The sequence below is a fragment of the Amycolatopsis sp. WAC 01376 genome, from assembly GCF_003947415.1.
Classification (GTDB): Bacteria; Actinomycetota; Actinomycetes; order Mycobacteriales; family Pseudonocardiaceae; genus Amycolatopsis.
On sequence record NZ_QHKL01000004.1, the window covers coordinates 565,191 to 585,984 of the forward strand.

The following is a 20,794-nucleotide window of genomic DNA, read 5'->3' on the forward strand; positions in this document are numbered from 1 at the left end:
AGCGCCCGCAAACAAGCAGTCAAACTGCGCATTAGTGCAGTTTACTGCTCACTTTGACGCATCTCTTGACATATCCGGCGGCGATTGGACAAGGTCTGGGCACCGAAGGCGACACGAAGGAGTGTTCTTCATGGCCGACCTGCCCTCTGTCTCCCGGCGGACACTGTTCGGCGGCGCGCTCGCCACCGGGGCGCTCGCCGCGATCCCGACGAGCGCGACCGCAGCCGAAGAGGCGGAAAGCGCGCCTCGCCGTCCTGGTCAGCGCAGCATGATCGGGGTGCCGTTCGAGCGGCACCAGACCGTCCGGATCGGGATGATCGGTCTCGGCAATCGCGGCATGTCCATGATCGGCGGGTGGAGCGCCGTACCGGGCGCCGCTGTCACCGCCGTCTGCGACATCCGCGCCGAGCGCGCGAAGGCCGCCGCGGACAAGCTCGCCGCCGGCGGACGTCCGCGCCCGGCCGAGTACGGCGGATCCGCCGACGCCTACAAGAAGATGCTCGCCCGCGACGACATCGACCTGGTCTACATCGCCACCCCGTGGGAGTTCCACTACCCGCAGGGCAAGGCCGCGCTGCTGTCCGGCAAGCACGTCGGCGTCGAACTGCCCATCGCCACCGAGCTCGACCAGCTGTGGGACCTCGTCAACACCAGCGAGCAGACCGGCAAACACCTGTTCCTTGCCGAGAACTGCAGTTACGGGCGCAACGAGCTGGCCATCCTCAAGATGGCGCACGAGGGCGTCTTCGGCGAGGTCACCAACGGGCACGGCGGCTATCTGCACGACCTGCGCGCGCTGCTGTTCTCCGACACGTATTACACCGACGCGTGGCGCCGGAAATGGCACACCCGCAGCACCGCGAGCTTCTATCCGATGCACGGCCTCGCGCCGATCGCCGCCTGCATGGACGTCAACCGCGGCGACCGGTTCGCCACGTTGCGTGCCACGGCGACCGAGCCGAAGGGGCTCGCCGACTACCGGAAACGCCATATGCCGCCGGGCCATCCGTCGTGGAAAGAGACCTACGTCAACGGCGACCTGGTGACCTGCCTGATCGAGACCGAGCAGGGGCGGATCATCCGCGCCGAGCACGACGTCAGCTCGCCGCGGCCGTACAGCCGCATCAACAGTCTCGCCGGCAGCCGCGGCATCGTGGAGGACTACCCCGCTCGCATCTACCTGGAGCCCGACCACAGCGGGCACGCGTGGAAGGACTTCGGGCCGTATCGCGAACGCCACGACCACTGGCTGTGGAAGAAGCTCAAGGACGACCCGAACCTCGGCGGGCACGGCGGCATGGACTACGTGCTGCAGTGGCGGATCGTGCAGCAGATGCGTGCCGGGCTGGTGCCGGACATCGACGTCTACGACTCGGCGGCCTGGTGCTCCCCCGTGCCGTTGAGCGTGGTCTCCCTCGCGCGCGGCGGGAAACCGGTCGCGGTGCCGGACTTCACGCGCGGCGGCTGGTCGAAGCCCCGGGCGGGGCTGGACTCGCAGCCTTCGGAGATGCCCGGCTAGGACTTGCGGCTCGTGAGTGGCAAGGCTCCGTGAGGGCCCGTCACGAGGAGTAGCGAGGCACGACGCGGTAGACACGGAGGTCCTTCGGGGTCCCCTTGGCGCGGAAACTCCGGCGCGGGCGCACGATCACCGCGCCGGGGTCCAGCTCGTCGACGACGCTTCCGCTGGCCAGCACCTCGTCGCCGTCGGCGGCGGCCATGATCCTGGCGGCGATGTTCACGTCGACGCCGAGGTAGTCGTTGCCGACGCGGCTCGGGTTGCCGCGGTGGAGCCCCGCGCGCAGATGGGGCAGGTAGCCCTCGGCCTTGATCACGCTCACGGCGGAGCACGTCTCGTACGCGGCCTTCACCGCCTCGCCCGGGTCGGCGAACACGGCCATCACGCCGTCGCCGAGTCCTTTCACGATGCTGCCGCGGTGCCCGGTGACGACCGATTCGGTCACCTCGGCGACCGAACGCAGCAGCTCCAGCACGCGCTCGTCGCCCGCCTGCAACGCCCAGGTCGAGAAGCCGACCAGGTCGGTGAACAGCACCGTGATCCCGTCCGCGGACATCGGCTGCGCGCCGGTCCGGCGGACGGCCTGCCAGGCCTGCACGGCGGCCAGTCCCAGCTCGCGGGTGGCGCTGGGCCGGTCCGCGCCCGCCTCGGTGAGCAGGCGGGCGAGCCGGTCGGACGAACGGCCCGTCGACGGCGCCAGCGGGTCGCCGGGCGTGCCGTCCCCCGGGACGAGCCTGCGGAGGAACCGCGCGCCGCGCACCAGTTCGCCGCGCTGGTCCGTCGCACGCAGGAACCTGCGGGTCCGGCGATGCCACGGCTCGGGTCGTTCGGTCACGATCAAGACCTTAGACCGCGCACGGTACGACCGGGGCACCTGTCACCGGGATGACAAGAATGCGGCACGCATTTCCCCTTTCCGCCTTCGCATGACAATTCATGAACACGCTATTCCACATATGCGTGACAAGATCCACACGTAAAGAAAACGCGAGAGATCTTTTCCTTTCCTCGTTGGTGACTTTCCACCTAGATTCGGCGTCGAGCCCATTCAACGACGAAAGGACCTGACATGACGGAAACCCTCGTACGGAAGGGTGTTCGGCGGTTCTGCGCGGCCGGGATCGCGGCCGCGGTCGCCGGCACGGTCATGTTCGCCGCGGCGGGAACCGCTGCCGCCGTCGAAAAGAATCTCACGTACAAGGGCGGCTTCCCCATCATCGGCGACCAGAAGGTGGCGGTGGTCGTGAAGGCGGAAATCCCGGCGGCGGCGAAGGCCGGGGAGCCGGTTTCGGTGCCGTTCACCCTCGACGTCGACGCCGGTCAGGCCGCGGGCGACGGGCTCCGGCTCGTCGGTGCCAAGAAGCTCTCCGGCACGATCGGCTCGAAGGTGAACATCGCGCTCGGCGAGCAGAAGATCGCGATCCCCATCGAGCTGCCGATCCCCGACACCGAGGTGCCCGCCGAAGGACCGCTGAAGTTCACCGCGCAGGGCAAGGTCGACTTCACCATCCCCGCGGGCACCCCCGCCGGTGAGGCGACCAGCAGCGTGGACGCTGCGGCGACCTCGCATATCGTCACCGACAGCTCCCTCGGCGAGTTCGACGTCCAGCTCGCGCTCGACCCGCCCGACCAGGACGCCGTCCTCGGCAAGACGACCGTCAGCTGAACCCTCGTCTTCCCCCGGCTCGCCGAGCCGGGGGAAGACGCGTCTTGACCTCCAGCGCACTGGAGGTCGCAAGCTGTCGATCATGTGGATTTGCGACAGGTGCGGTATCGAACATCCCGCCACTCCCGAACCTCCCCGCTGCGTTCTCGACCGCGGCGAGGTCGGCATCGAGGAAGCAGGCGACCTCGGCGCGCACACCGGACGCTGGTGGACGCACGAGGAACTGATCTCCGTGCCGCACAGGACCTTGCACCGCGATCACGGCCGTGGTCTGCACAGCATCAAACGGGAACCGAACTTCGCGATCGGGCACTGGTCGTTCATCGCGGTGACCCCGGCGGGCACCCTGCTCTGGGATCCGCCGTCCTGGTTGGACACCGAGGTGCTCGACGTCGTGCGCGGCCTGGTCGACGTCGCCGTGATCGCCACCAGTCATCCGCACATGTTCGGTGCCCAGCTCGGCTGGAGCCGCGCGCTCGGCGGGGTTCCGGTGCTCGTCAACGAACGCAACCGAGAATGGCTGCCCGCCCCCGATCCGGCGTTCGAGTTCTGGGACGAGCACGCGGAACCCTTGCCGGGCCTCGAACTCGTCCGGCTCGGCGGGCATATGCGCGGCAGCGCCGTGGCCAGGACGCCGGACGGCAGCATCCTCGCCGGGGACACGATCTCGGGTGGGCTCGCGCCGGACTGGGTGTCGTTCCAGCGCAACTTCCCCAAGCACGTCCCGCTTTCGGGCGCCGTGGTCCGCCGCATCGTCGACCGGCTCGACGACTTCGCCTACGACCGGCTCTACACCCTCGGCGGCGACACCATCGATCGTGACGCCAAGGCCGTGGTGCGCCGAAGCGCCGAAACCCACATCCGGTGGGTGAACGGCGACTTCGACCACCTCACTTGATCGCGTTCTTTTCCTTATTGCGGAAGGTCAACGCGATGGCCCCCGCCATCGCCATGAAGAACGCGACGGCCCACATCCCGGCGCGGAAGCTCCCGGTCAACCCCTGCAACCAGCCGGTGAGGTAGGGACCGACGAAGCCGGACAGGTTACCGAAGGAGTTGATCAGGCCGATCCCGGCGGCGGCACCGACTCCGGTCAGGAAGGCGTTGGGCAGCTGCCAGAACACCGGGATCGCGGTGAACACGCCGACCGCGCAGACGGTCACCGCGATCATCACCCACAGCGGCGAGCCGAGATACAGCGCGCCGGCGATCGCGACCGCGCCGACGAACGCGGCGATGGCGACGTGCCCCGCCCGTTCGCCGGTGCGGTCCGAATGGCGTGCCCACAGCACCATGGCCACGGCGGCCACCGCGTACGGGATCGCCGTGATGAGCCCGATCTCCACGATGCTGTAGTTCGTCTGGAACTGTTGCTGGAAGCCCTTGATCACCTGCGGCAAGAAGAACGCGAGCACGTACAGGCCGAAGATGATCCCGAAGTAGACGGCGCTCAGCGCGAGCACGCGCGGATCGGTCAACGCCGATCGGGTGCTCACCTCCTTGCCGACCTCACGGGAGTCTTCCGCGTCGATGGCCGACTGCAACGCCGTGCGCTCCCCCGGGGAGAGCCACTTCGCGTCCTTCGGTTTGCTCGGCAGCAGGAAGAACACCGCCACCCCGAGCAGGATCGAAGGCACCCCTTCGGCGAAGAACATGAAGCGCCAGCCGGCGTCGAAGCCGAGGACGCCGTCGCCGTGCTTGATGAGCAGGGACGAAACCGGGCTCCCGATGACCGATGAGAGCGGCACCGCGAGGAAGAACAGCGCGACGATCTTGGCTCGCTGCTTGCGCGGGAACCAATAGGTCAGGTACAGGATGATGCCGGGGAAGAACCCGGCCTCGGCGATCCCGAGCAGCACGCGGACGATGTAGAAGCTGACCTCGCCCTGGATGAACGCGGTGGCCGAGGCGACGATGCCCCAGGTGACCATGATCCGCGCGATCCAGATCCGGGCGCCGACCTTGTGCAGGATGACGTTGCTGGGCACCTCGAAGAAGAAGTACCCGACGAAGAACAGGCCCGCGCCGAGCCCGTAGGCGGCCGAGCTGATGCCGAGGTCGGCGTTCATGGTGAGCGCCGCGAACCCGACGTTGACCCGGTCGAGATAGTTGAGCAGATAGAGCAGCCCGAGTAACGGGACCAGCCGGATCATCGCCTTGCGTACCGCTGACGCGGTGGACACCTCTGCCGTCTGTTCGTCCATCCGCGGGAGTGTAGAGGGCGATCAGAACAGTGGAGGCAAGAACGCACCGAAGTTTCCGCCGGCGGCCCGATCGGCCGGATCCGGATCCACCTGGACCGAGTCCGGGTTCAGCGGGTCGTAGGTGACCTTCACCGTCGAACCCCGGGCAGGGGCCTGCATCGGCGAGGTGATCATCGTCGTGATGACGGTCCGCTCACCGCCGTCCGTGGGGAACCGGACCTGCACGCTGAACCGCGGATTCCCCATCACCCAGACGTTCGTGAACTCGACGCCGAGCACGTGGCCGATCACCTGACGGCCGGTCTGCGCCAGCGCCTGCGCGCGGTCGTCCGCCTCGGCCCTGGTGACGAAAGCCCGTCCCAGCACCATGATCATCACCAGCGCGCTCACCCCGGCCACCGCCGGTACGAGATACGGCTCGTAGTAGACGATCCAATCCACATCGGTCCAGGGGTCGGACGGCAGCCGCTGCCCCACCGACTCTGGCGGCGTCCAGGACGGGATCGCGACGCCACTGCCCAGCGCGATACCGAGGGACGCGGCCAGGCTGCTCGCCCGGAAGCCGACGCCCATCCCGCTGAGCGACATTCCGCCGCCCCACAGCATCGCGAACCCGAGCGACGAAGCCACCGTGATCGAGACGCTGAAGAACAGGACGAGCGAGACCGCCGGACCCGCGTCGGGCCCCCACGCGTCGACGCGGTTCAGCGACATCAGCCGGAAGCCGTCCAGCAGCCCGAGAGCGCCCGACCAGCCGACGGCCGCCCACGCGAGTGTCGTCGGCACGCCGAGCAACCACAGGCGCAGACCCGGGCGGCGGGCCTGCCGGGGATCTCCCGGCAGGCCGAACTCGAAGGACCCGAACATCGCCGTCACCTCTCTGTTTGTGCGTGAACCCGCGGCCGCGATCGACGTCGGCGGGGCGCGGCATGGCATAGCACGTCATGTCGAGCGAACAAGGCGCCCCGCCACCGCGATAGCGGGGCCTTCGGCCGGGCGGGTTCACGCGTATGGTCATTTCTCCGGACCTGCCGCAGCTCCGCCTACCGTCACCTACGCGATCGGCCCGAACACGGCGACCTTCGCCGGGTCGGCGGGGTCGACGCGGGCTTCGTGACGGGTGCCGGGCGCGTACTGCTGGATCGTCGCCAGCGGCGCGATCAGCTGCGACACCGTCCGGTAGGTGGCGCCGTCGGCGCGGGTGACCTCGAGCGTCGCGGTGTACTGCGCCTGCCCGGCGATCTTCCGGCCGGTCGGCTCCAGCTCACGGATCACCAGGGTGGCGGGCTCGCAGGTGTCGTAGAGCCGCCGCAGTTCGGTGCCGTAGGCCTGCAATTCCTGCTGCTGGCGCAACTGCTCGTCCATCGGCAAGGCCAGGAACGCCGCCATGTCCGGGTCGGCGTTGAGGTTCCGGAACGCCTGCGCGGCCAGTTGCGGCGTTGGCAGCTGCGGGGTGATGTCGTGGCCCTGCGCGGCGGCAGCCTGCCGGAACTGTTCCGCGTGGCGGTGGAAGTCCTGCTCCCCACGCGCCATGCCCTGCTGTGTCGCGTCGTTGATCTTGTCGCGGATCTTCTTGAACATCGGGTGCCGCCTTTCGCCGTGTCGTTCGTGCTGGACACAGCTTCGGCGGACCGGCCCGCTACCGAACCCAGGTTTTCCCGTCGTCGGTCGCGTCGAGGCAGGTCAGCGGCGCCCAGAAGACCGGCGAGCCCGCCGGTTCGGGCTTCTCGCGCCAGCGGGCGAGCCGTGACCGCTGCCAGGCGCACAGTTCGGTGACCGGATCCTCGACGGCGAGCGCGGCGTCGACGGCGATGACCAGTTCGGACATCGGGTCCGAACCGGGCACGGCGGCCGAAGTCGGCAAGGCCCAGACCGTGGCGGCGACCAGTCCCGCGCCGGCCGCGACGGCGGCGAGCAGCACACCGAACGGTTCGGCCAGGCCGAAATCGCTCGCGCTGGCGCAGCCGATCAGCGCCACCCGCGCGGGCATACTGTCCATTTCGGACAGTGCGAGGTCGGCCGCGGTGAACGGCCGGTGCGCTCCGATCGGGGCGGCCGTGCCGGGAAGATCGGCCGAACAGGACAGATGGAGCGCGGTCTGCGCGCCGTACTCGTCGCGGACCCGGCTGACGTGTCCCACGAACACCAGCCGCGAACAGGGCCGCGAGAGGAGTTCGGCGAGCAGTCGGCGGTCGGTGTCGGTGCGGCGGACCAGCTCGAGCGCGCGTCCGGCGGCGGGCAGGACCGGGCCTTCGGCGAGCCGCGCGTCCAGATGACGGATCAGCGGCGACGTCGCGTCCTGCTTGCCCAGCACCGAACCCAGCTCGCCGAACGCACTCTGGCCGGGGATACGCGGGTCGAGCAGGTAGACGGGCGGGCCGTCGGCGGCGGGCGGGCGGCGTGGGATCGCGGCCGGGGCGAGCAGTGAGACGTCGGCGACGTCGAGAACGCGCTCGTCACCGTCGAAACAGCTGCCGATCTCGTCGATCTCGAGCACGTGATCGGCCCGGCGGTCGGGCAGGGCGAGCAGTCCCCACGGGACATCGGCGAGGCTCGGGGACGGCTGGATCCGCAGGAGCGGGCGGGTTCCGCCGTCCGCGGCACGCCGGAGCCGTTCGACCAGGTCGGCGGGAAGGAGATTGAGGGCGAGGACGCGGGCAAGGCGTTGTTCGCCGGCGAAGCTGCCGAAGGCGTCTTCGCTCAATGAGCGACGGACGGCGTCTGCCACGCTCTCGCCTTCGCGCGGCGTGGGGGAAGCGGCGTCCAGGCACTGGCGAGCGGTCGCGACCAGGGCGAACTCGATCGGATGGGTGTGAACGGTGTCGAGGTCCTCGGTGGTCCGCCAGGTGAGGAAGGTGTGGCCGGCGTCGGCGTAGCGCAGCAGGAAAGTCTCGCGTCCGCGCTTCGCCGCGGGCCAGGTCTCGACGGTTTCGGCGACCGGACGGGGCAGCTGATATCGCTCCGCGGCGAGGCGGAGCCACGGGTCCAGCTCCATGGGTGAGGAAGGCGACCAGCGCAGCGCGGGTGGCGGGGCGAGCCGCAGCGGAAGCGACGACGTGACGGAACCCAGTGCCGCCAACGGAAGTCCCTCGGCGACCGGGCCGACTTCTAGGGTGGGCAGCGCACCGGTGAGGTCCAGCGAACGGCCCTCGACGCCCGTGTACGCCCCGACGGCGCAGGTGCGCTCGATCAGTTCCGCCGCCAGTCTCGGCTCCTGGAGCCTGGCCAGCAACGCCATCAGCATTTCCGTCGCCGGACCGGCGACGTCGCGCGCCCAGGCCGTGCGTGCCTGCGGCGAGGTGAACTCGAACCGGTATTCCGCCGCCGCGAGGGCCAGCGGGAGCAGCAGATCCAGCACCGAGCGCAGGTCCTCGCCGTGGGCGAAACCGATCGTGGCCGCCACGAAATCCGTGTGGAGGCGGTCCGACCAGTCCCCCGACGTCCGTGCCGACTCCCGGGCGCGGGTCACGTGCTCCCCCGCCGCCGCCCAGTCGCCTTCGGCCATGGCGCAGCGGGCCAGCGCCACGTCGAGCCGCCGCAGGCCCGGAACGTCGGCGTTGGCCGTCCAGATCTTTCCCGCGTGCTCGAACTGTTCCCTGGCCTGCGCGACATCACCCGTGTACAGCAGCAGTGTGCCCAGCGCGTGGCTCGCCTCCGCGACATCGCCGTTCAGGCCCGCCTCCGCGAGTTCGGTGAGGGCGGCGACGATCGCGGCGACCGCTCCGGGAAGGTCGCCGCCGAAAGCCCGGTCGGCCGCCAGCTCGATGCTCGCCCTGGCGGCCAAGGGACGGCCTTCGTGCTGGGCGCTCAGCCGCAGCAGATCCGCGCGCGCGTCGGCGTCTTCGCCACCCGCCTGGCGGACGCGGGCGCGTTCGGCGCGCGCCATCGCCTGCAGCGCTGCCACTTGGTCGCGGACCTCGTCGATCTCCGCGATGGCGTCCAACGCCGTCAGGATCTCCTCGATCGCGGCCCGCGCGCCCGCCATGTCCCCGGCGGCGATCTGGACGCGCACGTCGAAGATCCGCAGTTCCAGCTCGTCCGCGCCGTGTACGTCGAGCAACTCGGGCGGGTACTGTTCCGGCCCTTCTTCCTTGCGCAGCGCCGCCCGGCGCCGTTGCCCGGCGATCAGCTCACGCGCCTTGACGACGTCGCCTTCCTCCGTGCTCAAGGAGATGAGCACGCGCTCGGCGACCTCCCGGGAGCCTTCGATCATCCGGATCTCGGCGTACTGTCCGAAGTGGACGATGGCGGCGGTGCTCACCCTGAAGGCTTGAAGCACGGCCTCGGCGCATTGTCTCGCGTTGCGCAGGTCGCCCGCGGAATAGCAGACGGTGGCCAGATCGCTGACGGCGGCGAGGTCCAGATCCGTCCGGTCCAGCCGTTGCGCGATCTCCCGCATCTTGCCGTACGTCCGGTGCGCGCCGGCGACGTCCCTGGCGACGGCGAGCCGTTTGGCCTTGTCCTGGAGTTTGGCCGCGTCGATGAGCAGCTTCCGGTACTGGCGTTCGGAAAGCGAACACGCAGGCAGTTCACCGTACGGTGCCGGGTCGAGGCCGAAATGCCGCGCGACACAACGACAGTTGTAGCCGTGCGAGGTGGCCGGGCCCAGTTCGGGCGGGAGCGGCCGGTCCGGTGAGTTCCGGGGCGGTGGCATGCCGACGAGCACGTCAGAACTCCTCATCGGCGGAAGCGGCCGCCGCCCGTTCGGCGAGCGTCCTGGCCTCCGGCGGGCGTGCCCGCACGAGCGCGACCACTTCCGCCCGGTCTTCCGCCGTGGTCCCGGCGACGCCCTCGTCCGCCACGCCGACGACGAGGGTGATCTGTCCACTTTGGACGCGGGCGGCGAGCCTGGCCGCGGTCTCGTCCAGGTCGGCTGTGCCGGTGAACCGCCCTGCGCCCAAGGACAACGGCACTTCCGCGAACGGCTCACCCTCGTGGGTCGCGAACGCGGTGATCGCCGCGTCGGCGAACGCGCCCGCGACAACGACTTCGAGCCGGGTGGCGGCCGCGGCGGCGACGATCCGCCACGTCACCGTGTCCTCCGCGGCGTCCAGGATGCCCGGCGGCACTCGTGCCCAGTCGACGCTCGCGCGTCCGCTCGCGAGTACGCCTTCGCCGGGTGCGACCGGATCGGTGCCCGCTGCCAGCGCGTACGCACGTTGGCCAGGGGCCGCCATCTCAAGGCGCGCCGCCGCTTCGGCGCGCACGACGTCGTCCTGGTCGTCGAACCAGGCCGCGAGGCGAGTGCACAATCCCCGGACTTCGCCGGCGACCGGCGCCGCGGCGGCCAGCAGGGCGCCGCCCGCGATCGCCGGGTCGAACAGTTCGGCCGGGGAGGCTTCGAAATCGTCGAGGAGACCTTCGGCCAGGTCTTCCACGTCCACCGTCGCGACCGCCGTTTCGAGGTCCAGCAACGCCGGGTCCAGCGAAGGGATTCCGAGCGACGCGCTGGCGGGCCACCAGCGGCGCAGCCAGAGCAGCAAAGCGAGTCTGCCCAATTCCGGCCTGGCGGCGAGGTCCGCTTGGCCTTGGCCGAGCGCGATGAGACTGGCTTCCGCGCCCGCGAGCCGGGTCAGCCACGGTTCGGCGGCCGCGGCGTCGGTGAGTTCGATGTGCATCGTGGTCGTCCGGCCGTCGAGGAGATCCGCGAGGGCGAAGCGGATGAGGCCGCCGTCGGCCGCGAGTACGGGTGTGTGCACCGGATGCGTCACGACACGGCCTCCAGATCCGGCAGGCGGGCCATGAGCGAGCGGCGCACCTTCGTCCGCAGATCCAGCGAGGTCGAACGGACCACGCCGGTGACGAGGTCGCGTACGTCCGCGGCGTCGGCGGGCAGGTCGCCGCGGACGTCGAAGCCGTGCAGCCGGACCCACAGCCTGCTGAGGAACTGCTTGGCGAACTCGCGAAGGTCGCGCAGGAGTTCGGCGTCGGGCCGCGGGGTGAGCGGCGTGGCTCCGGCCAGAGCTCGGCGGGCGTGCAGGACGTAACCCTCCCGCGCGACCTGGGCATTGAGCTGCCGCGCGAATTCGGGGACACCCGCGGGCGCCGCGCCGTCGAGCGGTCGCAACGCGGGCGCGAGCACGACACCGAGCGCGAAGCAGGCGGCCAACGCGGGCAGGCCGAGCCCGAATCCGGCGGCGACCCTGGCGAGTTCGTCGTCGACGAGGTCGGCGACGGGGGCCCGCTCGTCCGGGGGAAGACGGCGCAAGGTCGCGCGCACCCGCCGTTCGACACTGCGTTCGAGGAGTTCGGCCCCGGTTTCGTCGCGCCGGTTCAGCGGTGGGACGGCGGTGCGTTCCCCGCGTTGCAGCCCGAGGTCCGGAACCGGGAGCCCGGAGATCTCTCGAACGGCTTCGCTCAGGGCGCGGGCCCCTCCCGGCCGTCGCAGGCCGAGCCCGAGGGCGTGACCGGTGGCCGAATCGGCGAGGGCACGCCATGCGGTGTCGGACAGCTCGTCGACGAACGTCCGGAGCGCGGAAATGTCCGGTGATACGGCGGGTTCGGTGTTCCAGCGGCGATGCAGCTCCGCGGTCAGATCCGCCGAATGCCGCGGATCCGCGAGATATGCGGTGAGCTGATCGACGCCCGCCACACCGGCGTCGCCGTGCAGATCCCGCAACGCCGCCGCGGCCGTCGCCGCCGCGTCCGGACCGGGCGTACCGAAACCCGTCGCCAGCTCATAGGCGAGCGGGAAGCAGACGTCCTGGACGTTGCCGGCCGTGATGCGCAGGGCACGGCGCTGGCGTTTGAGGTGGGTGAACCACGCGGCCGTCGCGCGCAACCTGTCCGCGTCGGCCAGCAGCAGTTCCGCCACCTCGGCCGCCGCGACCGGGTCCAGCACGGGACGCCCCAGCCGGGGCCGCGCCGCCGTGCGGATCACCAGCGGGTCGATGATCTTCTTGATCGTCCGGGTCAGCGGTCCGCCGTCGGCCGACGACAGGACCTCGACACCGTCGATGCGCTCCCAGGCTTCAGTGAGGACGGCCGAACGCAGCCGGGGCCCGCCCGATCCCGTCGTCACTCGCCCTCCCCTCATGCAGGCCACAACTCTATCCGAGTGTCGCGCCGGGGTTCGTGAGTAAGGACTGTCAGGCAGCGCGACCGTTCGGACTAACTTTCGTCCGTTCTGTACATACTTTCGTTGACTTCGACCGAAAGTCCTCTTAGGTTCAGCGGCGTCACAGAGGTGCTCCGCCGCCGACCCGAGGAGCGACGATGCTTCCGTCTGTCCGCAAGCGCTTCAACCGGTCCATCGTCGCTTCCTTGGCGCTGGTCACGGCAGTTTCCGGGCTGGTGACAGCCCCGGCCGAAGCGGCCATCCCACCCCAGCAACCGGGAGTCACGCTCCGCACGTACGACCTCCAGCGCGAGATCACCAAACTCTGCACGATCAAATCCGGCCAGACGCCGAACGTCGACAAGCTGATGCCGACGATCAACTGGACCACCACGGCCGACTTCGGGCTCGGTGAACAGTTCGTCTCGGAGGTCATCGGCAACATCGACATCGCCACCGCGGGCCAGTACGAATTCCGGCTCACGAGCGACGACGGGTCGCGGCTCCGGATCGACGGCCAGACGGTGATCAACCACGACGGTCTGCACGGGGCGACACCGGCGACCGGCTCGGTCCAGCTGGGCACGGGGTACCACGCGCTGCGGATCGACCATTTCGACAACCTTCACGACCAGCAGGTCACCCTCGAATGGCGGCCGCCGGGCGCGGCAGGCTTCGCGCTCGTGCCGGCTTCGGTGCTCAGCACCGACGCCGACGTCGTCCGGGTGACTGCGCCGGGACGCAAGGAATGCGAGGGCGCCGCGGACTCGCCGGGTGACGGCCTGCCGCTCAACGGCGTCCACCCCGGTTTCACGCTGACGAACCTGCGCCCCGACGGTTTCCAGCCGCAGGTCACCGGCATGGACTGGCTGCCGGACGGGCGGCTCGCCATCGCCACCTGGGGCGGATCCGACAAGGTCCTCGGCGAGGTCCACCTGCTGAGCAACGTCAGCGGGAACACCGACCCGAGCAAGGTCCGGACGCAGCGCGTCGCCAGCGGGCTCAAGGAACCGATGGGCGTCAAGTACGTCGACGGCAAGCTGTACGTGTCGGAGAAGACGCGGCTCGTCGAACTGAACGACACCAACGGCGACGGCGTGACCGACGACTACCGCACCGTCGCCACCTGGCCGTTCGGCGGCAACTTCCACGAGTTCGCCTTCGGCCTGTTGTACAAGGACGGCTTCTTCTACGCCAACCTTTCCGTGTCCATCAACTACGGCGGCGCCACGACCGATCCGCAGCCCGCGCCGAACCGCGGCACGACGATCAAGGTCGACAAAGCCACCGGTCAGGTCTCCTACATCGCCGGCGGGCTGCGCACGCCGCACGGCATCGGCTGGGGACCGGAAGGCGACGTGTTCGTCACCGACAACCAGGGCGGCTGGCTGCCGGCGAACAAGCTCGTGCGCGTCAAGCAGGACCGCTTCTTCAACCACTACACCAATCCCGCGGGACCGTTCGACTCGAAACCGGTGACCTCGCCGGTGTTGTGGTTGCCGCACAACGAGATCGCGAACTCGCCGAGCAACATGGTCATGTTGTCGCAGGGCCCCTTCGCCGGGCAGATGGTGTACGGCGACGTGACCTACGGCGGGCTCCAGCGTGCCTTCCTGGAGAAGGTCAACGGTGAGTACCAGGGCGCCGTTTTCCGCCTGACGCAAGGACTCGAGTCGGGCGTCAGCCGGATCAGCCTCGGCCCCGACGGCGCGATCTACACCGGCGGCATCGACGGCGGAGGCAACTGGGGCCAGCCCGGCAAACTCGCCTACGGCCTGCAGAAGGTGACACCCAACGGCACGAACGCCTTCGATATCAAGGCGATGCGGGCGGTCGCGGGCGGATTCGAACTCGAGTACACCCAGCCGCTGTCGGCCGAGACCGCGCAGAACCTGGCGGCGAAGTACCAGGCGCAGCAGTGGCGCTACCAGCCCACCTCGGCGTACGGCGGGCCCAAGATCGACGAGAAGACGCTGTCCGTCACGTCCGCGAGCCTTTCGGCCGACCGCAAGAAGGTCACGCTGCAGATGGCGGGGCTGAAGGCCGGGCACGTGGTCCACTTGCGGTCGCCGCGTCCGTTCGCCGCGGAGTCCGGTGCGGCGCTGTGGAGCACCGAGGCGTGGTACACGCTCAACTCGCTGGTCGGTGGCACGCCGGCGAGCACGACCTACGAGGCGGAGCGGGCCGCGCTCAGCGGTGGCGCCGGGACGAACACGAACCACGCGGGTTACACGGGCACCGGTTTCGTGGACGGCTACTGGAACCAGGGCGCCGCGACGACGTTCACCGTCAACGCGCCGAAGACCGGTGCCTACAACGCGGCACTGCGCTACTCGAACGGCCCGGATCCGGCTCCCGGGACCAAATCCGTGACCGTCTACGTCAACGGCACCAAGGTGAAACAGGTCAGGCTCGCCAGTACCGGCAACTGGGACACGTGGAACACGCAACCCGAAACGCTGAACCTGAAAGCCGGAGCGAACACGATCTCCTATCGCTACGACACGGGTGACGCGGGCAACGTCAACCTCGACAGCCTCACCGTCACCGAGTCCCAGCGCATCCAGTTGTTCAAGGGCACCGACCTGAACGCCTGGGAGAAACGCGCGGGCGGCGCCGCGACGTGGCCGGTCTCGGGCGGCGCGATGGAGTCGAACGGCGGGGACATCCGCACGAAACAGCAGTTCGGAGATTTCCGGCTGCACGTCGAGTGGAATGAGCCGAACTATCCGCCCGAGGTCACCGGACAGGCCAGGGGCAACAGCGGCGTCTACCTCCAGGAACGCTACGAACTCCAGGTACTGGAGTCGTTCGGGGACACCACGCTCGCCAACAACGAAGCGGGCTCGATCTATTCGAAGCGGGCGCCCGACCGGAACATGGCGACGGCTCCCGGGACCTGGCAGACCTACGACGTCACCTTCCGGGCCGCGCGGTTCGACGGAGCCGGGAACAAGACCGACAACGCCCGCGTGACCGTGGTCTGGAACGGTGTCGTGGTCCACAACGACGTGGCGATCGACGGCGGCACGGGCGACAACAGCCCGGAGAACGCCGGACCGGGCGCGATCCGGCTCCAGGATCACGGGGATCCCGGCGAGAATCCGCGATTCCGCAACATCTGGATCGAACCCGTCAGTTATTGAGGGCTAAGTCAACCGTGTCGTGGCGTGGGGCCGGTGTCGCTGCCGCGTAGGCGTTCTCCTGGTAGTGAGGGCCTCCTTTCCTACCCTGAGGGTAGGGAAGGAGGCTTTCGCTACCGTCGGATGTGATCCCTGGTGACAGTGGGGCGGTTGTGACCTCGGCGGCCGGTCGTGAAGTACATGAAGGCCCCCTTCCTTGCGCTAGACGCAAGGAAGGGGGCCTTCATGTACTTCGGCAAGGCGTGACTCGCGTGCTTGGGGACGTGACTCGCGAGATCCGGGTCTGAGCACGCGAGTACGTGCCGCGTCACCCAGCCCCCCGCCTCACCCGAGACACGCCACGTTTGCCTTACCCCTCAATAGTCCTTACCGGTCCTGGGCAGGTCAGGCCGTCTCCGCCGCGAGGACTTCACGGGCGACGAGGACGCCGCCGACGAAGCCCATCGGCATCACGATCAGCGCGGCGAACGGGATCAGGCACAGCAGTGACACGGGAAGACCCAGTCCGAGTGCGAGCGCGCGGTGGCGGCGCAACAGCACCCGTCGCTGCTTCAAATCCATCCCGCGCCGGTAGAACGGCACGGCGATCAGTTCCAGCGCCAGGAACCACGCCGTGACCAAGACCAGCAGGACCGGCACGACGGTTTGCCCCACCACCGGGATGAACCCGGCGATCAGGAGCGGGATCGTGAACATCAGCGAACGCAGCACCAGGGACAGCCCGTCTTTCAGGCCCATCACCAGCAACCGCCACCACGAGAGGTCGACAGCGCCCGGCACTCCACCGAGGTCGTCCTCGACCTTCTCCGCGATGTGCTCGTAGAACGGCCCGCCGACGGCGAGGGTGATCGCGGTGAACCCGATCATGGCGATGGCCAGCACCACCCCGAACACCGCGACCCCGACCGCCACCCGGATGGTCGTCTGCCAGCCCGGCGACCAGTCGTCGGCGAACGGGGTCAGCAGCAGCGAGAGATCGTCGATCCAGAACGCCAGCGCGACGATCCCGCCGATCAGCAGCAGTGTGGTCAGGACCGCGGGCAACGCCCCGATCAGGAGCAGCTTCGGCGACCGCGCCAGGATGCCGAGCCCTTGCCCGAACATCCGTAAACCCTTGAAGAAATCCCGCATCGGACCTTTCTACCGTGTCCGGGATGTCCGGTCGTGGCCGCGGTCCTCAAGGCGACCGGAGCCGCTGTCCCGGGTTGAGCAGGTTCCCCGGCGCGTACCGGGCCTTCGCCTCGGCGAGCTTCGGCCATGCGGGTCCGAAGTGCGCGCGCCAGTCCTCTGTGGACATCGGCAGCGCGTTGGTCGGGTAGGCCTTACCGCCCAGGTCCCGTGCCTTCCGGTAGAGGTCCACGTTGAGCTCCAGCAACCGCGCGTTGTGCAGCGGGTCGTCGGGGGAACCGGCGCGCAGCGGGCAGAACAGCCACGAGAACTCGCCCGGGGGCACGCTGAACAGCGGGGTCTTCAACCGGTCGTTCCGCACCGGATAGAGCAGGAGCAGTCCCGTGGCGCCCAGTTCGGGTTCGCCGGTAGCGGCGAGGGTTTCGGCCACGAAGTGCTCGACCGTGTCGTCGGGGAGGAACACGTTCAGCCATGGGTGGGGATGGAACCAGCTTCCCTCCGCCCGTAAGGCCGCCTCGCCGTCGGCCATCCGGTTCAGGAAGTCGAAGTACGTCGTGTCCTCGTCTTCGGACTCGCCGAAGTCGAGCGCGCCCAGCAACGCGTCCTCGTCCGGCGCGGCGGGCGGCGTGTAGTAGGCGACCGCCTCCAGCATGTACTGCCAGCCGTCGTCGACGGGGATCAGCTGGCCTTCCACGTAGTCGAACCGACCATCGCGGACGACGGCGCGCTGATCCGCCAGGAACGCCGGAAGGGAGTCGTAGTAGAGCTTCCACCGCCGGGCCCGCGCCTGGGCCGGGATCAGGCGCAGAGTCGCGCGGGTGATCACCCCGCATTGCCCGAGGCCGCCGAGGACGGCGTCGAACAGGTCCTTGTCGCTGTCGCGTGAGCAGGTCAGCACCTCGCCGGCGCCGGTGACCACTTCCAGTTCCACCACGCTGTCGGTCTGCGTGCCGTGGTGGTGGGCGGCGCCGCCGATCCCGCCGACCACCAGCGTGCCCGCGACGGTCAGCTCGAGATAGTGGTGAGCGCCGGAGGGGTCAGCCCGTGCGGCAGAGTCGTTTCCAGTACCTCACGCCAGCGAGCACCCGCGTCCACGGAAACCAGTTCACCGGTGACCACCCTTCGCGGCGGCAACGAGGTCATGTCCAGCAGGATCCCGCCCTCGACCTGTCCCTGGCCGTACGACGAATGCCCGGCGCCGCGGGCGGCGACCGGCAGCCCGCGCGCGGCGGCGAATCTGAGCACCACGGCCACATCGGTCGCCGAAGCAGGCCTGACCACTAGGCCCGGCCTGGCGTGGACGAGGTTTCCCCAGTCCCGGCTCGCGACGGAAAGGTCCGCTTCTCCGGTGAGGATCTCTCCGGCGATGGCGGGCAGGATCTCGGCGGTCATACCCGCACGCTACCGACCTAGGCGATTTTCACCGACGCGAACCCTGGCCTCCCGCTGCGAGATTGGTGGCGTGACGAACCGAGCGGACACCCTGACGCCGACGCGCCTGGCGCGCGGCACCGTGCTGGCCGCCGCGCCGCTGACCATCATGGCCGCGGCGATCATCGCGCCGAGTCTGCCCGCGATGCGCGAGGTCTTCGCCGGAACGCCCGGCTCCGATCTGCTCGTGCGGCTGGCGCTGACCGTGACCTCGCTCGCGATCGCGATCAGCGCGCCGCTGTCCGGGATCGTCGCCGACCGCGTCGGACGCCGTCCGCTGCTGTTGGCGGGTCTCGGGCTCTACGCGATCTCCGGCACGGCCGGATTCTTCGTGAGCGACCTCCCCCTGTTGCTGGCCACCCGGGCAGGGCTCGGACTCGCCGTCGGCGCGATCATGACCGCGGTCAGCACCCTGATCACCGACTGGTACTCCGGCGAGCGGCGTGCCTCTTTCCTCGGGTTGCAGCAGGCATTCGCGAGTCTGGGCGGAGTCGTCTTCCTTCCGCTGGCGGGGTTGCTGGCCACAGTGGACTGGAAGGCACCGTTCTGGATCTATTCCGCCTCGGCGATCGTGGCCGTCTTCGCGATCGTCTCTCTGCGCGAACCGGCCCGAAGCAGCCTCGCGGCCAGTGCGAGCGAGCGAACGCGACCGCCTGCTCGCATCATCGGCGTGTACGTCCTGGCGCTGGTGGCGACGTTGGTCTTCTACATGGCGCCGACGCAATTGCCGTTCCTGCTGGAAGGATTCGGCAGCGGTCCCGCCGTCATCGGCGCCGTGGTCGCCGGGAGCACGGTGACCGGCGTCGCCGGTGCGCTGGCGTTCCCCCGCCTGCGCGAACGGTTGAGCCCCACGGCGATCACCACGTTCAGCGTCGCGCTCATGGGCGCGGGCTGGCTGGTGATCGGTACGGCGGGCACCGTCGCCCCAGTGGTGGCGGGGCTGCTCGTCGGCGGGCTCGGCGTCGGCCTCGTCGTCCCGAACCTCAACCTGCGCCTGGCCGAGTTCGCCCATCCCGCACAGCGCGGCCGGGTCCTCAGCGGCCTGGTGACCGGGATCTTCCTGGGGCAGTTCCTGTCCCCGCTCGTCGTCCAGCCACTCGTCCAGGGCATCGGCATCTCCGACGCCTTCACCTGGACCGGTGTCGCCATGGGAGCCGGAGCGGCACTCGCCGCTCTTTTCACGAACCGGAACAACGGAAAGGAAGAACGATGATCTACCACGGCAACCGTTTCACCCTGCGGCCCGACGCCGCCCCCCAGCAGGTCGAAGAAGCATTGGAGAGCCTTCGCAATCAAGGCCGGGTCATCCCGTCGGTGATGTCCTTCGTCGTCGGCCGCGATTTCGGCGGCGAGTACGAATGGGGCGCCGTCTTCGTGCTCGAAGACCTCGAAGGCTACTGGGAGTACCTCATCCATCCGGCGCACCGGAACACCGACCAGGTCGGACTTCCGCTGGTCGACAAGTTCGCGTCCTTCGACGTCACCGACGACCCGGATCCGGAAATGGGCGCGAAGATCGCGGAACTGCACCAGCGCCGCTACGACAACGACGCCGAGCTGACCAGGTTGATCACCGATCTCGGTGAATACTCGGGCAGTGCGGCGCCCGGAAAGCACGGGACGGCCGGGGGTTCAGCCACCGTCCGCGAGTGAGCCGCTGCCGCCGGGGCCGGTCACGATCACCCTGCTGCTCACAGCGGTCCCGAACGGGACGATCGTGACCTGCCACGTCTGCGGCGAACCGACCTCGATCGTCGCCATCGCCCTCCGGACCAGGGCCGGGACGCGGTCGGCCGCCAGCTCGCTGAGGTCGAACCGCGGCACCTGGGCGGCCGTCGGCGCGAAGACCACGGTCATCCGCCGATCCTCGACGACCGCGGTGAGCACCCGGGAGACGTCGGCGGCCTGCGCCAGCGCGTCGATCGCCCGGCGCAGTTCCCCCTCCCCCAGCAGGGAACTGTCGACGTTCACGGTCGCGGATCCCGAAGACGACGTGGTCACGCTGGACTCGGTTTCTTCCGCTCGCGCGGGTGCTTCCGGGGTGAAGAGTTCGGCGCGGAACAGGAACAGCACGAGCGCGGCGCCGAGCAGGAACCCGAGGACCGCGAGCGCGCCATGAGCGCAGCCGTCCGGCGGCTCCTGCACCAGGGTGGACTCCGGGGCGGACTCGATCGCGGCCGCGGCCACGCGGCGCTCCCACTCCGGCGACAGCCGCTCCACGATCAGCGCCTTCCACGGCCGTTCCCGCGGGTACTGGACGACGAGGACGTCGCCAGGCCGATAGTTCGGGAGGTCGACCAGGTTGATGCCGTGGCTGACCTTCAAGCGGTACGACGCCTCGCCTTCGGGGGCGACGGTCAGGACGAAGTCGACCGGGATGTCACCTGTCTCGGTGCCTCCTGCCCGGAGGCTTTCGATCTTGGCGAGCGCGATGACCGGGACGGTCGCCGCCTCACGGGCACGGCGCGGCGCCCCGGCGAGGTAGAGCAGGATCCCATAGACGACGGGAAGTCCGACGCCGGTGACGATCAGCGGAACGTACTCGATCATGATGCCGACGACGAACGCGCACAGGGTCGTCCCACTGACGATCCCGGTCAGAAAGCCGCGGACAAGGGCGAGTGGCGTCAAGGTGACTCCAGGTTTTCG

General features: G+C 69.3%; 17 protein-coding genes. 6 read left to right on the plus strand and 11 right to left on the minus strand.

Annotated elements, in window-relative coordinates; translation table 11 throughout:
• The first annotated feature begins 130 nt into the window (after positions 1–130).
• A complete protein-coding gene (locus DMH03_RS25235) occupies positions 131–1,519 on the plus strand; it encodes a Gfo/Idh/MocA family protein (protein WP_125794461.1) in 1,389 nt (462 codons plus the stop codon).
• Between the two features lie 40 nt (positions 1,520–1,559).
• Here DMH03_RS25235 and DMH03_RS25240 read toward each other — a convergent pair whose 3' ends face one another.
• Positions 1,560–2,357 carry an adenylate/guanylate cyclase domain-containing protein gene (locus DMH03_RS25240; protein ID WP_125794462.1) on the minus strand — a complete coding sequence of 266 codons (798 nt, stop codon included), beginning with the start codon at positions 2,355–2,357 and terminating at the stop codon, positions 1,560–1,562.
• 228 nt (positions 2,358–2,585) lie between these two features.
• Between DMH03_RS25240 and DMH03_RS25245 the strand changes: the two genes are divergently transcribed.
• Positions 2,586–3,182 carry a DUF6801 domain-containing protein gene (locus DMH03_RS25245; RefSeq protein WP_125794463.1) on the plus strand — a complete coding sequence of 199 codons (597 nt, stop codon included), beginning with the start codon at positions 2,586–2,588 and terminating at the stop codon, positions 3,180–3,182.
• Between the two features lie 82 nt (positions 3,183–3,264).
• The gene (locus tag DMH03_RS25250; RefSeq protein ID WP_233611624.1) at positions 3,265–4,080 is read left to right on the plus strand and encodes a hydrolase; all 816 of its coding nucleotides are present in this window, start codon (positions 3,265–3,267) and stop codon (positions 4,078–4,080) included.
• Here DMH03_RS25250 and DMH03_RS25255 read toward each other — a convergent pair.
• From DMH03_RS25255 to DMH03_RS25280, 6 genes are all read right to left on the minus strand, one after another.
• Positions 4,073–5,386, minus strand: a complete 1,314-nt coding sequence (locus DMH03_RS25255; RefSeq protein ID WP_125794464.1) for an MFS transporter — start codon at positions 5,384–5,386, stop codon at positions 4,073–4,075. The genes DMH03_RS25250 and DMH03_RS25255 overlap by 8 nt on opposite strands.
• Before the next feature lie 21 nt (positions 5,387–5,407).
• A complete protein-coding gene (locus DMH03_RS25260) occupies positions 5,408–6,253 on the minus strand; it encodes a DUF3592 domain-containing protein (protein ID WP_125794465.1) in 846 nt (281 codons plus the stop codon).
• A 186-nt stretch (positions 6,254–6,439) separates the two neighbouring features.
• Complete coding sequence (locus DMH03_RS25265; protein ID WP_125794466.1) at positions 6,440–6,967, minus strand: hypothetical protein; 528 nt, start codon at positions 6,965–6,967, stop codon at positions 6,440–6,442.
• A gap of 58 nt (positions 6,968–7,025) precedes the next feature.
• The gene (locus DMH03_RS25270; RefSeq protein ID WP_233611625.1) at positions 7,026–10,067 is read right to left on the minus strand and encodes a hypothetical protein; all 3,042 of its coding nucleotides are present in this window, start codon (positions 10,065–10,067) and stop codon (positions 7,026–7,028) included.
• Positions 10,054–11,097, minus strand: a complete 1,044-nt coding sequence (locus DMH03_RS25275) for a hypothetical protein (RefSeq protein WP_125794467.1) — start codon at positions 11,095–11,097, stop codon at positions 10,054–10,056. The genes DMH03_RS25270 and DMH03_RS25275 overlap by 14 nt, the downstream gene beginning before the upstream one ends.
• On the minus strand, positions 11,094–12,407 hold the full coding sequence (locus DMH03_RS25280) for a hypothetical protein (RefSeq protein ID WP_125794468.1): 1,314 nt from the start codon (positions 12,405–12,407) through the stop codon (positions 11,094–11,096). The genes DMH03_RS25275 and DMH03_RS25280 overlap by 4 nt, the downstream gene beginning before the upstream one ends.
• Before the next feature lie 194 nt (positions 12,408–12,601).
• On the opposite strand from DMH03_RS25280, the gene DMH03_RS25285 reads away from it, so the two are divergent.
• Positions 12,602–15,589 carry a family 16 glycoside hydrolase gene (locus tag DMH03_RS25285; protein ID WP_125794469.1) on the plus strand — a complete coding sequence of 996 codons (2,988 nt, stop codon included), beginning with the start codon at positions 12,602–12,604 and terminating at the stop codon, positions 15,587–15,589.
• 381 nt (positions 15,590–15,970) lie between these two features.
• On the opposite strand, the gene DMH03_RS25290 is transcribed toward DMH03_RS25285, so the two are convergent.
• Genes DMH03_RS25290 through DMH03_RS42615 form a run of 3 tightly spaced genes read right to left on the minus strand, consistent with a single transcriptional unit; the run spans position 15,971 to position 18,106 of the window.
• A complete protein-coding gene (locus DMH03_RS25290) occupies positions 15,971–16,717 on the minus strand; it encodes an EI24 domain-containing protein (RefSeq protein WP_125794470.1) in 747 nt (248 codons plus the stop codon).
• 46 nt (positions 16,718–16,763) lie between these two features.
• A complete protein-coding gene (locus DMH03_RS25295) occupies positions 16,764–17,702 on the minus strand; it encodes a dehydrogenase (RefSeq protein ID WP_233611626.1) in 939 nt (312 codons plus the stop codon).
• Positions 17,703–17,719: 17 nt separating this feature from the next.
• Positions 17,720–18,106 carry an FAD-binding protein gene (locus DMH03_RS42615; protein ID WP_233611627.1) on the minus strand — a complete coding sequence of 129 codons (387 nt, stop codon included), beginning with the start codon at positions 18,104–18,106 and terminating at the stop codon, positions 17,720–17,722.
• 70 nt (positions 18,107–18,176) lie between these two features.
• Here DMH03_RS42615 and DMH03_RS25300 point away from each other — a divergent pair, with 70 nt between their 5' ends.
• Together DMH03_RS25300 and DMH03_RS25305 are read left to right on the plus strand one after the other, a co-directional pair.
• Positions 18,177–19,358, plus strand: a complete 1,182-nt coding sequence (locus DMH03_RS25300; RefSeq protein WP_233611628.1) for an MFS transporter — start codon at positions 18,177–18,179, stop codon at positions 19,356–19,358.
• On the plus strand, positions 19,355–19,798 hold the full coding sequence (locus tag DMH03_RS25305) for a Dabb family protein (RefSeq protein WP_125794471.1): 444 nt from the start codon (positions 19,355–19,357) through the stop codon (positions 19,796–19,798). Before DMH03_RS25300 ends, DMH03_RS25305 begins: the two co-directional genes overlap by 4 nt.
• Here DMH03_RS25305 and DMH03_RS25310 read toward each other — a convergent pair.
• On the minus strand, positions 19,778–20,776 hold the full coding sequence (locus tag DMH03_RS25310; RefSeq protein ID WP_125794472.1) for a hypothetical protein: 999 nt from the start codon (positions 20,774–20,776) through the stop codon (positions 19,778–19,780). The genes DMH03_RS25305 and DMH03_RS25310 overlap by 21 nt on opposite strands.
• Positions 20,777–20,794 lie beyond the last annotated feature (18 nt).